Origin of the sequence: Streptomyces sp. NPDC093261, assembly GCF_044753645.1 — a bacterium.
GTDB lineage: Bacteria > Actinomycetota > Actinomycetes > Streptomycetales > Streptomycetaceae > Streptomyces.
The window spans coordinates 19663-33549 of the sequence record NZ_JBIVNO010000007.1 but is presented as its reverse complement, the minus strand read 5'-3'; the positions used below and the strand labels follow the sequence as shown (position 1 = coordinate 33549).

Below are 13887 nucleotides of genomic sequence, written 5' to 3'. Positions count from 1 at the left end.
GCCCCGGGCGGCGCCCGGGCGGCGCGCACCGGTGTCCCCCGTTCGCGGTAACGTGAGCCTCCTATGAACGCCAATCCCGACGTGCGACTCCCCGCCGTTTCCGTGATCATGCCCGTGCTCAACGAGGAGCGGCATCTGCGCGGAGCCGTCCAAGCGATCCTCGCCCAGGAGTACGCGGGCGAGATGGAGGTCGTGATCGCCCTCGGTCCCTCGGCGGACCGCACGGACGAGATCGCGGCCGAGCTGGTCCGGGAAGACCCGCGCGTGCACACGGTCCCGAACCCGACCGGCCGGACGCCGGCCGCGCTGAACGCCGCGATCAAGGCCTCACGCCACCCGATCGTGGTGCGCGTGGACGGTCACGGCATGCTCTCGGCGAACTACATCGCCACCGCCGTCCGTCTCCTGGAGGAGACCGGGGCGCAGAACGTCGGCGGCATCATGCACGCCGAAGGCGAGAACGACTGGGAGCACGCCGTCGCCGCGGCCATGACCTCGAGGATAGGTGTCGGCAACGCCGCCTTCCACACCGGTGGCGAGGCCGGTCCGGCGGAGACGGTCTACCTCGGTGTCTTCCGGCGCGAGGCCCTGGAGCAGCAGGGCGGCTACAACGAGGAGTTCATCCGCGCCCAGGACTGGGAGCTCAACTTCCGCATCCGCGAGGCGGGCGGCCTCATCTGGTTCTCGCCGGAGCTCAAGGTGTCCTACCGGCCCCGGCCGAGCGTGCGGGCGCTGGCCAAGCAGTACAAGGACTACGGGCGTTGGCGCCATGTCGTCGCCCGCTACCACGAGGGCTCCATCAACCTGCGCTATCTCGCCCCGCCGACCGCGGTCTGCGCGATCGCGGCCGGTCTGGTGGCGGGCGCCGCGCTGACCCCCTGGGCCTTCCTGATCCCCGGCGGCTATCTCGCGGCGATCGTCCTGGGTTCCGTCCCCGCCGGCAAGGGCCTGCCGCTGCCGGCGCGGCTGCGGATCCCCGTCGCCCTCGCGACCATGCACATGTCGTGGGGCTGGGGCTTTCTGACGAGCCCCAAGTCGCTGGCGAAGAAGGTCATCGCCTCCCGGCGGCCGGCGGTCCTCACCGCCCGCTGAGCGCATCGGCAACGGCGCCGGGCGCCTCTCCGCACGGAGAGAGGCCCGACGCGTCGCTGGGGGGCGCGGGCCGCCGTCACCAGGTGTAGTGGGGGTCCACCGTCATGCACTGCTTCGTCGCGCCGTTGAGGATGTTCGCCGACTCCGGGGTCTTGTCGTCCGCCTTCGGCGCCTTGTACGCGGTGCCCGACCGCCAGTCGGCGCCCACGACCAGGGTGACACCGGAGACGTCCGTGGACTTCACCACCGAACTCGCCGGGATGCCGAGGACCTTGGCGACCCGCTCGGCGTCGCCCTTGAGATCCGCGCTCGGATAGCGGATCACCGTCTTGTCCTCGGAGAGCACCGTCGAGGCGTCCGCCCTGGCCTCGGTGAAGCCCATGCCCGCGAGCAGTTGGGCCACCGTGCTCGCCCTTCCGCCGACCGGGGCCAGCGTGGAGGTGCTGGTGCCGTTCTGCACCTGGACCGCGATCTTGTCGTCGCTGTCCGTCGGGGCCGCCGTCGCCGTCGCCTTGGCCGTGGGCTTCTTCCCGGTGTCCTTGCCGTCCAGCGCGATGTCCTCGCGCACCAGGCGGAAGAGCTGGTCCGCGTCCCCCGGCTTGGGCACCACGCGCTCCCCGGCGTACACGTACGGCATCGTGGTCATGGTGATGCGGTCGGTGGGCACCTTCTTCAGCTCGGTGCTCAGGTCGTAGAGCTTGGCGACCGTGCCGAGGCCCTTGTCGACGGTGAGGGCCTGGGTGGCCGTCTCGGCGAGCTTGCGCAGTTTGTCGGGGTTGCTCAGTGTGGCGTTGGCGCGCAGCTCCCGGACCATCGCGCTCATGTACTGGTGCTGGGCCTTGGTGCGCGCGATGTCGCTGCCGTCCTCGAAGCCGTAGCGTGTGCGCAGCCACTGCAGGGCCTGCGTGCCCTTGACGTAGGTGGTGCCCGCCCTCAGCTTCAGGCCCGAGCCGTGGCCGGAGGAGGTGTGCGAGTAGATGTTCTTGTCGACGCAGACCGGGACGCCGCCGATCGCGTCGGCCATCGAGACCACACCCGAGAAGTCGACCATGATGAAGTGGTCGATGTGGATGCCGGTGAGCTTCTCCCAGGTGGCGACCGAGCAGCCGGGTCCGCCGCGGCCCAGTGAGTCGTTCGTGATCCACTGCGCGGACGCCGGGTAGACATGCCCCTTGGAGTCGGTGCACTTGGGGATGGCCAGCAGGGTGTCGCGCGGCATGCTGACCACCGACATGTTGGTGCGGTCGGCGGAGACGTGCAGCAGGATCTGGACGTCCGCACGCGGCGCCGTCCCGAAGGTGTCCTTGGCGCCGCCGAGCTGCTGGTTCTCCTTGGTGTCCCGGGCGTCCGACCCGAGAAGAAGGATGTTCAGCGGGGTCTGGCCCGCCGCGTTCGGTTTTGACGCGGCCGCCCGGTCCTTGGCGTCGCCGATGTTCAGGTCGTCCTTCCTGAGGTTGGCGTTCAGGTGCTGGTAGTAGAGGTATCCCGCCCCGGCGGTGCCGAGTATGACGACGGAGAGGACCGTCGCCGACCAGCGCAGCACGCGGCGTCTGCGGCGCGGGCGTCCCGCGCCGCTCCCGGACCCGCCGGAGCCGTCGGCCGGTCCCTGGCCGCGAGGTTCGGCCGGCGGGCCGCCCTCGCCGTCCCGCGCGCCGTCGCTCTTCGCTTCGTACAGGCTCTCGTCCCAGCCCAGTTCGCCGGCGTCCCGGACACGTGGTCGCGCCCCCTTCCCCTGCACCTTGCTCTGCACCAAGTCCCTGCCTCCCCACCCTGCGCCCGGCAAGCGGGTCCGTCCCGCGGTCCGGGAGCCGCCCGATCGCGCCGCTCCCGGGACCTTCGTCGTGGGCGGGGTGCCCGTCGCGCCCCGCCGATGTCTCCCGCGTCCAGTTGGACGCTTGGCCCGCCCGACAGGATGTACTCCTGTTCGGGGCGGGTCTTGCGCCGTGTAAGACGCGTGGCGGGCCGCTCAGGTCACTTGGCGCACTGAACCTTGTCCGCCGTGGACTTGGAGTCGACGGCCGGCGCCTTGGTGGGGGCCGTCAGCGGCACCCCGGCGCCCTTGAAGTCCTTGCCGAGGGTCAGCACGATCGCGGGCAGTCCCTGCGCGTTCTTCTCGCTCTTGCCCGGCTTCAACGCCGACGCGGGCAGGCCCATGAGGTCCGCCAGCTTGCGTGCCTGGTCGGCCTGGTCGGGGGCGTACTCGAGGGTCGTCTTGTCGAGGGTGACACCCGCGTTGCCGAGCTGGCTGGACTTGGTCACGCCCTCGGTGTTCTGCAGCCAGTTGAGCGTTTCCTGGGCGCTGCCGCCGGGAGCGCCGCCGTTGTAGACGTCGACGCGGATGTCGGAGGCGGCCGAACGGGAGCCCTTCAGCCGGGCGTCCTCGGTGGCCTTCTGCTGCTTCTTGACCGCGGTGAAGGAGACGTCCGCCCTGATCGCCTCGAAGACCTGAGGCGCCTTGCTGGGGTTGAGGATGACCGTCTTCTTGACCGCCCCGTCCGCGGGGTTGTCGAGGACCGGCACCGTCGTGAACGTCAGGTTCTTGGGGTTGAGCTTGCCCAGCTCCAGACCCAGGTCCTTGAGCTTGCCGATGCTGTCGATCTTCGAGTCGACGGTCAGCGCCTTGGTGGCCGCCTCCGCCACGTCCAGCATCTTGGTCGGATCGCTGAGCGTGGAGTTCGACTTCAGCTTGCGCATCAACGCGCTGAGGAACTGCTGCTGCAACTGGATCCGGCTCAGGTCACCGCCGAAGCCCACGGCGTGCCGGGTGCGCACGAAGGCCAGTGCCGTCTCGCCCTCGATATGGCGCATGCCCTTCTGGAGATTGAGGTGCGAGTCCCGGTCGTGTATGTCCTTGCCCAGACACACGTCGACGCCGCCGACGGCCGTCGTCAGCGTCTTGACCGCGTTGAAGTCGGCGACCATGAAGTCGTCCGGGGTGATGCCGGTCAGCTCGGTGACCGTGCGCATGGTGCAGCTCGGCGTGCGGTCGTCCTGGCCGAGGCTCGTGTTGAAGCGCGCGCCCTTCGTGCCGGGGATGACCTTCGTGGTGCCGTCGGCCTGCTTCGTCGGGCAGTCCGGGACGTCGACGATCAGATCACGGGGAATGCTCAGGGCGGTCGCGTTCGAGCGGTCCTTGGAGACGTGCAGAAGGATGTTGGTGTCGGCGTGCCCGACGCTGCCGGCGTCGCCGTATCCCGTGTTGCCCTTGCCGGTGCGCTTGTCGGTGCCGATCAGCAGGATGTTGATCGCCTTGTCCTTCTGGAAGCCGCCGGTGCTCGCACCGTCGTCCGACACGGACGTGATGTTGTCGTTGAGGTGCTTGATGTAGAGATAACCCGCCGCGGACACCGCGACCAGCACGAAGGCCATGCTGCCGCCGGTCCACAGCAGGACCTTCTTCGCCTTGCCCTTCTTGGGCTTGGTCCGCCCACGGCGCCGCCCCGGCGGCGGCTCCTCGGGAGCCCCCCGGCGCCGTCGCTGCCCGGGGAGGGCGTCCGGTGGTGCTGTGTCCGGGGCCGCCCTCCGGGAACCGGACGCTGTGCGGGTGCCTCCGGGGGCACCCGGTGCGGGAGCACCCCGGCGGGGTCTCGGCACGCCCGACTGCGGTGCGGAAGGGGTCAGTCGCAGTTCGTATTCACCGGTGTTCGGGTTGAGCACCCACTGGTCTGCGGGGTCGATGTTGTCCGCCCGCCCACGGCCTTGCGCGTCCACGGTTGTCCGATCCTCCGTCGGGGCCACGCGGCGCCTTCCCCTCGAGGCGCTCGGGTCTCTTCAGCCGGTGCGTGACCCAGGACGGACCTCACGGGTATGGCACCAGATCGCTCACACTATCCGCCCAGTTCAGCGTCCAGCGACGGCGGTGACAAAATCCACTCCCCTACAACCGGGCAATCCGCCCTATTTCTCAGAGAGTTCTCAGCTCACGCGTTCCCGCCTTGGGGCGCACTTTACCCGCAGGCGTCCTGTGCGGCCGTGTTCCCGTGGAAAGTGGGCGGGGGTTCGGGACTCCGCAGCGGAACACCGGGGCCGACCGGCGGCTTTCCGCCGGACATCGCGTTGTCGTACGACTCCGCGCGGTCACCGGAGCTGCCGGGCTCCTCGCTCGTTCTTCCGGGCGGATCGGCCGGCACTTCCCTGGTGACCTCGACAGGCTGGTCCGCGCGCAGCCGCGCGAAGAGATCCCGTGCCGCGGGCTCCACGAGTTGGTCGCGATTGGCGTCGCCCGGGTACGGGGCGCGCGGCACGGTCAGGAACTGTACGTGCTCGGCGCCGAGGTTTCGCAGACCCGTCACAAGCTGGTAGAGCCCGCGCAGACTGGCCAGGGCCGGGTCCGTGGTCAGGGCCGAGGTGGCCGCGTCCAGCACGGGATACAGCGTCACCGGATTCAGCAGGACGTCGTTGCCGCGCACCTTGCCGACCAGCGCGCCGAGAAAGAGCTGCTGGCGTTCCATCCGCTCGGTGTCGCTGCCGTTGCCGAGACTCTTGCGGGCGCGCACATAGCCGAGTGCCTGTTCGCCGTTGAGGGTCACCCTGCCCGCGGGCAGCCTCAGCCGGGCGGCCTTGTCGTCGATCGGCTCCTTCAGGCACACCGTGACACCGTGGAGGGCGTCGACCATCTCCTTGAAGCCGTTGAAGTCGACGACCATGAAGTGGTCGATCCGGATGTTCGTAAGCTTCTCGACGGTGCGCACGGTGCAGGCGGAACCGCCCGTGGCGAAGGCGTGGTTGAACATCGTGAACACCGGCTCGGTGCGGCTGCCGTCCGGCCGCCGGCAGCTCGGCATGTCCACCATGAGGTCCCGGGGCAGGGACACGGAGGTGGCGGTGCGCCGGTTCGAGGCGAGGTGCAGCAGGATCGCGGTGTCGGACCGCTCGGTCCCGGAGTCCCGCCCGTACTGGCCGTTGCCGGCGCCCGACCGCCGGTCGGATCCGATGATGAGGATGTTCTGCGCGCCGTGCACGAGCGCGGTGGGCCGCTCCTTCTCGTACCGGGCCAGCTCGGAGGCGGCGTCGTTGTCCGCGGTGATGTTCGAGTTCAGCTTCTCGTACGCGGCCCACCCGAGCCCGCTGGCCCCGAGCACGAGCACGGCGAGGCCGAGCGCGGAGCGGCGCACCCAGCGCCGGCGCCGGCGGGGTGGCTGCCACGCGGTGCCGTGGATCGTCACTGCCGGGTGCACCCCCTTGCGGCGTACGAGCGTGTCGGGCTCTTACGACCATGGCCCGGGGCAGGGCCGGGGGGCGGCTGATGCTGGTCCGAACGGGGGAATGCGGCGCGCGCCCGCGCGGGAGGGGGCGGCTCGTCCGTGCGGGCGCGGGAGGGGCGTCCACCCGCGCGGACGGCGGGTCCTGCGCGGGCGCTCGCGGGGCGGGGCGGACCGGGGCGGACCGGGGCGGACCGCTCAGTGAGCGGTGGTGGTGGCGGTGGCCGACACGCGTTCGCTCTCGATCCGCTGGGCGAGCGCGCCCTCGCCGAGCCGGTCCAGATGCCGGCAGAGCACCACCGAGCCCCCCGTGGCCAGGGCCGCGTACAACCCGGCGCTCAGCCCCTCCCAGGTGTCGTACGGCAGACCGGACAGCAGTCGTGAGCCGGGCCCGGTCAGGCCGAGGGCGGGAGCGTCGGCGCGGGCCCGCTCCACGACCTCCGCGCCCGTGTACTCCGCCCCGGCGACGATGAGCGCCGGTGCCTGTGGGTCGACGGGCGCGTACGGCTGGAAGCGGTCGCCCTGGCCCGGCACCTCGGCGGCGTAGTCGAGGAAGCCGTCCGGCGGCTGCGGAAAGCGCCCGCCGAGGGGGCGCAGGGCGAGGGCGACGCGCTCCCCGGAGCAGGCGCGCGCCGCGTCCAGTGTGTCGGGCCCGCTGACGACGAGATCCGCGGCCGCCGCGTCGCCGCCCATGTCCGCGACGACGCCCACGGACGCGCATGCGAGCAGCCACACCGCCGTCTGCCAGTGAGCGGGCAGCAGCAGCGCGACCCGGTCGCCGGGTTCGGCGGCGAGGTCGCCCTGGAGGAGGTTGGCGGTCTTGGCCACCCAATTGGCGAAGGTCGTCACGGAGAGCTCGACACGTTCGCCCGTGGCGTCGTCGTAGAAGGTCACCAGGGGGCGGGAGGGATCCGCGGCGAGCGCGGAACGCAGCAGGTCGGCAGGGGTGCGGTCGGTGGGGTTCACGCGCGCAAGCGTACGCGGGGGCGGTGGCCGGGGCGGCGCGGCGGCTGGGCGGTGGGCCACCGGTTCGGCCGAGCGAATCCGACGACCCGTCAGTTCCTTGATGGACATATATGTCTGACTATGTCCAAGATCGTACTCATGCGTGGATTCCTTGCTTTCTCGATCGGTGTCAGCTGCGCCGTCCTCACCCTGCCCCTCGCGTCCCCGGCCACCGCGGCCGGGGCGGTCGCCGGGCCGGGCGTCCCCGGCAGTACCCAGTCGCTCCCTCTCGCGCCCCTCGGCGGCTCTCGCGCCCCCGGCGCCGCGAGCGAGCGGGGGCTCGCTCCGCAGACCGTGCGTTCCTTCTCGCTGGTCGGTGTCGTCTGGGACGACCCCGCCGCCCAACTCCGCGGCCACGTCCGGGTCCGTACCCGGGCCCACGCCACGGGCCGGTGGTCCGGCTGGCAGGAGCTGGAGGCGCAGAACCAGGACCACGGCCCCGACCCGGGCACCGGGGAGGGCCGTTCGCGCCGGATGCGCGGATCGACGGCGCCGTTGTGGGTGGGCGCCTCGGACGGTGTGCAGGTGTGGGTGCGCGCCGAGGAGGCCGGGTCCGGGGCGACCCGCGCCCCGAAGCTCCCCGACGGCCTGCGCGTCGAACTGGTCGACCCGGGGCAGGCGCCGGCGGAGGGCGCCCCCGCGGGGTCCTCGGACCCCGCCGAGGAGCCGGACCACCCGGGCATGGACGCGCCGTACCCGGCGGCGGGCACGGAAGCCATCGGGTCCGTCGTCGAAGGCGGTCTCGCTCCCCTCAACGCCCTGGGGGTTCCCGGGCCTTGGAAGCGGCCTGAGGCATCGGGGGAGCCGGAGGGATCGGAGGACTCGGCGGGGGCGGCGGGGGCGATGCAGTCGATGCGGGCGAAGGAGCCGACGGCGAAGGTGGAGAAGGTGGGGAAGGCTGCCGCGGGAGACGCGTCGGAGGAGCGCGCGAAGCAGCCGTACGTCGGACCGCGCCCGCGCATCGTCTCGCGGGCGGGCTGGGGCGCCGACGAGAGTCTGCGCGAGCCGGACTTCCTCTACACGGACACCGTGAAGGCGGCCTTCGTGCACCACACCGCCACGGGCAACAACTACAGCTGCTCCCAGGCCCCTTCCGTCATCCGCAGTATCTACCGCTACCACGTGGTGAGCAGCGGCTGGCGGGACATCGGCTACAACTTCCTCGTCGACAAGTGCGGAAACATCTACGAAGGCCGTGCGGGGGGCGTGGACAAGCCCGTGATGGGCGCCCACACCCTCGGTTTCAACAGCGACACCACGGGGATCGCTGTCATCGGCACCTATACGTCCACCGCCCCGTCGGCCGCCGCGCTCGACGCCCTCGCCCAGCTCACCGCGTGGAAACTCGGCCTCTTCGGCGTGGATCCGCGCGCCAAGACATATCTGGAGTCCGCGGGTGGCAATCTCTACCCAAAGGGCGAGAACGTACGACTGAACGTGATCTCCGGCCATCGGGACGGATTCGCCACGGAGTGCCCCGGAAGGCTGCTCTACGGCGAACTCGGCCTGGTCCGCACCGAGGCGGCCCGCTACCAGGGCCGCTGAGGACAGGGGCGGTCGTGGGAGGTCGTACGGGACCGCCCGCGCGACGTCGTACGGTGACCGCACGACACCGCACGACACCGCACACCGCACGACACCGAAGACGTCCCGCACACGCCGTACGAGTACATCCGCACGAGGGTGTGCGGGGACGTCTCCCCACACAGCCGTCGAGGGACACCCCACTGTCATCGAAGGCGCCTCTAACGGTCCTCATAACGCCTTTAGCGGTCCTCATAACACGGTCTGCATAGACTGGCCGGCCGATGGACAGTTCGGCCGGTCCCGGCAGGAAGCAGAGACGACAGGTGACAGAAGCGATCCTCCTGGTCGGCGGCAAAGGCACCCGGCTACGCCCGCTCACGGTGCACACGCCCAAGCCCATGGTTCCGGCGGCCGGGGTCCCGTTCCTCACGCACCAGCTGGCGCGGGCCAGGGCGGCGGGAGTCGAGCACATCGTGCTCGCCACGTCCTATCTCGCCGAGGTGTTCGAGCCGTACTTCGGCGACGGGTCGGATCTCGGCCTCCGGCTGGAGTACGTGACGGAGGAGGAGCCGCTCGGCACGGGCGGCGCCATCCGCAACGTGGCCAGCCGCCTCCACTCGGGCCCCGACGACCCGGTGCTCATCTTCAACGGTGACATCCTCACGGGCCTGGACATCCGCGCCCTGGTGCGGACCCACGAGTCGACGGGCGCGGATGTCTCCCTGCACCTCACCAAGGTGACGGACCCGAGGGCGTACGGCCTGGTCCCCACGGACGAGACGGGCCGGGTCACGGCGTTCCTGGAGAAGCCGCAGACACCCGAGGAGATCGTCACCGACCAGATCAACGCCGGGGCGTACGTCTTCCGCCGCTCGGTGATCGACACCATCCCGGTGGGCCGCCCGGTCTCGGTGGAGCGGGAGACCTTCCCCGACCTTCTGGCCGCCGGAGCCCATCTCCAGGGCATGGTGGATTCGACGTACTGGCTCGACCTGGGCACCCCGGCCGCCTTCGTGCGCGGCTCGGCGGATCTGGTCCTCGGTCGTGCCCCGTCCCCCGCGGTGCCCGGCCGCTGTGGCGACCGCCTGATCCTGCCGACGGCGTCGGTCGCCACGGGCGCGAAGCTGACGGGCGGCACCGTGGTGGGCGAGGGCGCGTTCGTCGGGGAGGGCGCCCGGATCTCGGGCAGCACGCTGCTCTCCGGCGCGGTGGTGGAACCGGGTGCGGTCATCACCGACTCCCTGATCGGCGCGCGCTCCCGGATCGGCGAACGCTCGGTCCTCACGGGCGCGGTCATCGGTGACGGCGCGGTGGTCGGCGCGGACAACGAACTCCGGGACGGGGTACGGGTCTGGTGCGACGCGCGGATCCCCGCGGGCGCGGTGCGCTTCTCCTCGGACCAGTGAGGACCGGCGAGCGGAGCGCGGCCGGGCACCGGAGGTAAGAACCTGGCAAGGTTCGGGTGAGGGTCGGGGAGGGCTGGGAGCATCAGCCCTCCCCGGCCCTCACTCCTTGCTCTCCACGATGCCTTGCCTTCCACTCCCTACAGCCGCCCGATGTCCCCCCGCCGCATCCGCGGGGCCCGGCGCGGCGGCACGGAGCCGCTCAGCAGGATCAGCCGCGCCGCACGGTGCCGCTGCCCCGCGTACGGCTCCAGCAGTGACAGCATCATCTCGTCGTCCGCGTACCGGTCTCCCGCGAGGGCGTATCCGACGATCCCCGGCAGATGCAGGTCCCCGACGGTCACCGAGTCCGCCGCCCCATGACTGCGCTGCACGGTCTCCGCGGAGGTCCACGGCCCGATCCCCGGCACCACCTCGAGCCGCGCCTGCGCCTCGGCCGGCTCCATCCCCGTCGCCTGCTCCAGCCGCGCGGCGACCCGTACCGCCCGCAGGATCGTCGACGCCCGCTTGTCGTCGACACCGGCGCGGTGCCATTCCCACGACGGGATCAGCGCCCAGGTGCGCGGGGCCGGCATCACATGCATCCGCCCCGGCGCGGGACCCGGCGCCGCTTCCCCGAACTTCCGCACCAGCAGCCGCCATGCCCGGTACGCCTCGTCCGTGGTGACCTTCTGCTCCAGGACCGACGGGATCAGCGACTCCAGGACCAGGCCCGTCCGCGTCAGCCGCAGTCCGGGACGCCGTTTCCACGCCAGCGCGAGCAGCCGGTGCCGCGGCTCGAAGGCCTCCGGGTCGTCCGACGCGCCGAGCATCTCGGGCAGTTGCTCCAGCAGCCACTCCGCCCCGGGCCCCCAGGCCTCCGCCTCGGCGACCCCGTGCCGCAGCGCGACCCGCAGGGTGCCCGGCCCCTGGGGTGTGTGACTGGCCCGCCACACCGAGCCGTCGGGGGTCGCCCGGAAGGTGGGGTCGGCGGGCCCGCGCCGCAGCGGCCCGAGCACCAGACCGAGGTCGAGCGGGCCGGGCGGGGCCCACGTCCGCCGTCGCCCCGGGGCAGTGGCCTGCCGCGGCACCCCGGTGGGTACGACGACATCCCCACCACGCAGTGTCGTGGGGGTGGGGCGGGGAGGGAAGCGTCCGGCCACGGAGGGGTCCTAGGGAGACGGGCGGGTCTTGCGGGAGTGACGTTCTTCCGGAGAGGAGTGCGGTTTCCTAAGAGAGTAGAGCGGGCGAGGGCCGCGCAGGGACGACTCGCGCCCCACGCGTCCCGCCCGCCGGGCACGGCGACCCGCGCCCGGCGCTCCGCGCGCTCACCGCACCTCGATGAACGCCCCCGGATCCCGCTCGGGCCGGGGCCTGGGCTCCTCGGCCGGATGCCCGACCGCCACGGCGCCCATCGGCTCCCAGTTCTCCGGCAGCCCCAGCGCCTCGCGTACGACGTCACGGCAGAACATCGTCGACGACACCCAGGCGGAGCCCAGTCGCTCCCCGGCGAGCGCGACCAGCAGGTTCTGCACGCCCGCGCCGGTGGCGACCACGAACATCTCCCGCTCGGCCGCGTCCCGCCGCGTGTCGCCGTAGGTGTGGGAGCCGTCCATGACCATGCAGGGGACGACGAGATACGGCGCGTTGCGCAGCACGTCTCCGCGCCGGACCCGCTTCGCGATCGACTCCTCGGCCTTCCCGTCCCGCCGCAGGTCGGCGATCCACGCCTCTCGCATCGCGTCCAGCAGCCGGGTCCGCGACTCCCCGGACTCCAGGAGCACGAACCGCCACGGCGTGGTGTGGTGCGGGGCCGGCGCGGTCACGGCGGCGGCCACCGCGCGCCGTACGGCACCGGGGTCGACGGGCTCGTCGGTGAACGTCCGCACCGTGCGCCGCTGGGTCACCGCCTCCCGTACCGCCTCTGAGGTGCCCAGCCGGAACATGTCGTCCCGCGCGCCGCGCACCATCGCCCGCGCGCCCTCGCCGTCGTCCCCGGCCACCAGGTGCGGCAGCCCGCGCACGACGGCGACGGGCAGACCGGCGGCCTTGCCCTTGACCAGGTCGCCGGCCGCGGCCAGCTCGTCGGCGGTGGCGACGACGGTCGCGCTCAGCGGATTGCCGTGGGCGTCCGTGCCGCCGCGCAGGTCGTCCAGGACCCGTACGCCCGCGGCCCCGATGGCGACATCGGTGAGTCCGGTGCGCCACGGCCGCCCGAAGGTGTCCGTGACGATCACGCCGACCTCGACGCCGAGGGCGTCCCGCAGCCCGTCCCGGACGGCCCGCGCGGACGCGTCGGGGTCCTCCGGCAGCAACAGCACGGTTCCCTCCGGGGTGTTGGAGGCGTCGACCCCGGCGGCGGCCATCACCAGACCCTGCCGGTTCTCGACGATTCTGAGCGGCCCGCGCCGGGCGACGACCCGCACGGTCTCGGCGTCGATGGCGGCCTCCCGGTCGTCCGCCCGGACCACGCGGCCCTCGGCCTTGGACACGATCTTGGAGGTGACGAGGAGCACATCCCCGTCGGCGAGCCCGGGCTCCGCCGTGGCGATGACCTTGGCCAGGTCGTCGCCCTCACGGATCTCGGGCAGCCCGGGCACGGCCCAGACGCGGTACCCCTCGGCCCCGCCGGCCGCGGGGCCGCCCATGGCCCTGCCGCCCTCGTCCCCGATGAGCCCGCCGCTCAAGCGCCTCGCACCTCCTCGGCCAGCGCCAGCGCCTCGTGGGCCATCCGGGCCGTCGCCTCCGGGTCGGTCATCATCAGCGGCACCGCGCGGCAGCGGATGCCCGCGGCCTCGACGTGCTCCACGGCGGCCGCGTCCACCGTGTCGACGAGCCAGCCGTCCAGCAGCCCGGAACCGTAGTGCTCGGCGACCGCCGCGGCCGTCGATTCGACACCGACCGCCGCGAGCACCTTGTCGGCCATGCCGCGCACGGGCGCGTCACCGACGATGGGGGAGAGACCCACCACCGGCACCCCGGCGTTGGCGATGGCCTCCCGGATGCCGGGCACCGCGAGGATCGTGCCGATGGACACCACCGGGTTGGAGGGCGGGAAGAGCACCACGTCCGCCTCGGCGATGGCCTCCAGGACGCCGGGGGCCGGCTTGGCCTGGTCGGCCCCGACCGGCACGATCGCCTCGGCCGGGACGGAGGCCCGCAGCCGCACCCAGTACTCCTGGAAGTGGATCGCCCTGCGCTCGCCGTCCAGCTCGACGGCGACATGCGTCTCCACGCGGTCGTCCGACATGGGAAGGAGCCGGACCCCCGGCTTCCAGCGATCGCACAGCGCCTCGGTGACCGCGCTGAGCGGATAGCCGGCGCCCAGCATCTGCGTCCGCACGATGTGCGTGGCGAAGTCGCGGTCGCCGAGGCCGAACCACTCCGGTCCCACGCCGTACGCCGCGAGCTCCTCCTTGAGGTGGAAGGTCTCGTCGGCCCGGCCCCAGCCCTGTTCCTCGTTGATGCCGCCGCCGAGTGTGTACATCACCGTGTCGAGGTCCGGGCAGACCTTCAGCCCGAAGAGGTGGATGTCGTCGCCGGTGTTGCCGATGACCGTGATGTCCGCGTCGGGCGAGGCCCGCTTCAGGCCACGCAGAAACCGGGCACCGCCGATGCCGCCTGCCAGAACCACAATGCGCATTGGAACAGTGTGTCAGCCGCGGGGCCGCGCGTTGAGC

10 protein-coding genes are annotated in these 13887 nt (G+C 72.1%); 3 read left to right on the top strand and 7 right to left on the bottom strand.

The window, feature by feature from the left end:
* Positions 1-63 precede the first annotated feature (63 nt).
* The gene (locus ACIP94_RS17100) at positions 64-1092 is read left to right on the top strand and encodes a glycosyltransferase family 2 protein (protein WP_402425764.1); all 1029 of its coding nucleotides are present in this window, start codon (positions 64-66) and stop codon (positions 1090-1092) included.
* A 76-nt stretch (positions 1093-1168) separates the two neighbouring features.
* Here the strand turns inward: ACIP94_RS17100 and ACIP94_RS17095 are convergent, their stop codons facing one another.
* The 4 genes from ACIP94_RS17095 to ACIP94_RS17080 all read right to left on the bottom strand — a co-directional run bounded on the left by ACIP94_RS17095 (position 1169) and on the right by ACIP94_RS17080 (position 7259).
* Entirely contained in the window at positions 1169-2845 is a 1677-nt protein-coding gene (locus ACIP94_RS17095; RefSeq protein WP_402425762.1) for an LCP family protein, read from the bottom strand.
* 218 nt (positions 2846-3063) lie between these two features.
* Positions 3064-4803 carry an LCP family protein gene (locus ACIP94_RS17090; protein WP_402425760.1) on the bottom strand — a complete coding sequence of 580 codons (1740 nt, stop codon included), beginning with the start codon at positions 4801-4803 and terminating at the stop codon, positions 3064-3066.
* Between the two features lie 236 nt (positions 4804-5039).
* The gene (locus ACIP94_RS17085) at positions 5040-6257 is read right to left on the bottom strand and encodes an LCP family protein (protein ID WP_402425758.1); all 1218 of its coding nucleotides are present in this window, start codon (positions 6255-6257) and stop codon (positions 5040-5042) included.
* A gap of 234 nt (positions 6258-6491) precedes the next feature.
* Entirely contained in the window at positions 6492-7259 is a 768-nt protein-coding gene (locus ACIP94_RS17080) for a TIGR03089 family protein (RefSeq protein ID WP_402425756.1), read from the bottom strand.
* A 120-nt stretch (positions 7260-7379) separates the two neighbouring features.
* Between ACIP94_RS17080 and ACIP94_RS17075 the strand changes: the two genes are divergently transcribed.
* Together ACIP94_RS17075 and ACIP94_RS17070 are read left to right on the top strand one after the other, a co-directional pair.
* Complete coding sequence (locus ACIP94_RS17075) at positions 7380-8843, top strand: N-acetylmuramoyl-L-alanine amidase (protein ID WP_402425754.1); 1464 nt, start codon at positions 7380-7382, stop codon at positions 8841-8843.
* Between the two features lie 305 nt (positions 8844-9148).
* Complete coding sequence (locus tag ACIP94_RS17070; protein ID WP_402425752.1) at positions 9149-10231, top strand: sugar phosphate nucleotidyltransferase; 1083 nt, start codon at positions 9149-9151, stop codon at positions 10229-10231.
* A 137-nt stretch (positions 10232-10368) separates the two neighbouring features.
* On the opposite strand, the gene ACIP94_RS17065 is transcribed toward ACIP94_RS17070, so the two are convergent.
* From ACIP94_RS17065 to cofD, 3 genes are all read right to left on the bottom strand, one after another.
* Positions 10369-11370 carry a DNA-3-methyladenine glycosylase family protein gene (locus ACIP94_RS17065; protein ID WP_402425750.1) on the bottom strand — a complete coding sequence of 334 codons (1002 nt, stop codon included), beginning with the start codon at positions 11368-11370 and terminating at the stop codon, positions 10369-10371.
* A 165-nt stretch (positions 11371-11535) separates the two neighbouring features.
* On the bottom strand, positions 11536-12855 hold the full coding sequence (locus tag ACIP94_RS17060; protein ID WP_402426235.1) for a coenzyme F420-0:L-glutamate ligase: 1320 nt from the start codon (positions 12853-12855) through the stop codon (positions 11536-11538).
* Between the two features lie 35 nt (positions 12856-12890).
* Positions 12891-13850: a 2-phospho-L-lactate transferase gene (cofD, locus tag ACIP94_RS17055; RefSeq protein WP_402425748.1), complete on the bottom strand. Its 960-nt coding sequence runs from the start codon at positions 13848-13850 to the stop codon at positions 12891-12893.
* Between the last annotated feature and the right edge of the window lie 37 nt (positions 13851-13887).

Coding starts and splice junctions, on each gene's coding strand:
- ACIP94_RS17060 (WP_402426235.1), bottom strand. CDS start 12,855: ATGGGCGGCCCCGCGGCCGGCGGGGCCGAGGGGTACCGCGTCTGGGCC.
- cofD (WP_402425748.1), bottom strand. CDS start 13,850: ATGCGCATTGTGGTTCTGGCAGGCGGCATCGGCGGTGCCCGGTTTCTG.
- ACIP94_RS17075 (WP_402425754.1), top strand. CDS start 7,380: ATGTCCAAGATCGTACTCATGCGTGGATTCCTTGCTTTCTCGATCGGT.
- ACIP94_RS17100 (WP_402425764.1), top strand. CDS start 64: ATGAACGCCAATCCCGACGTGCGACTCCCCGCCGTTTCCGTGATCATG.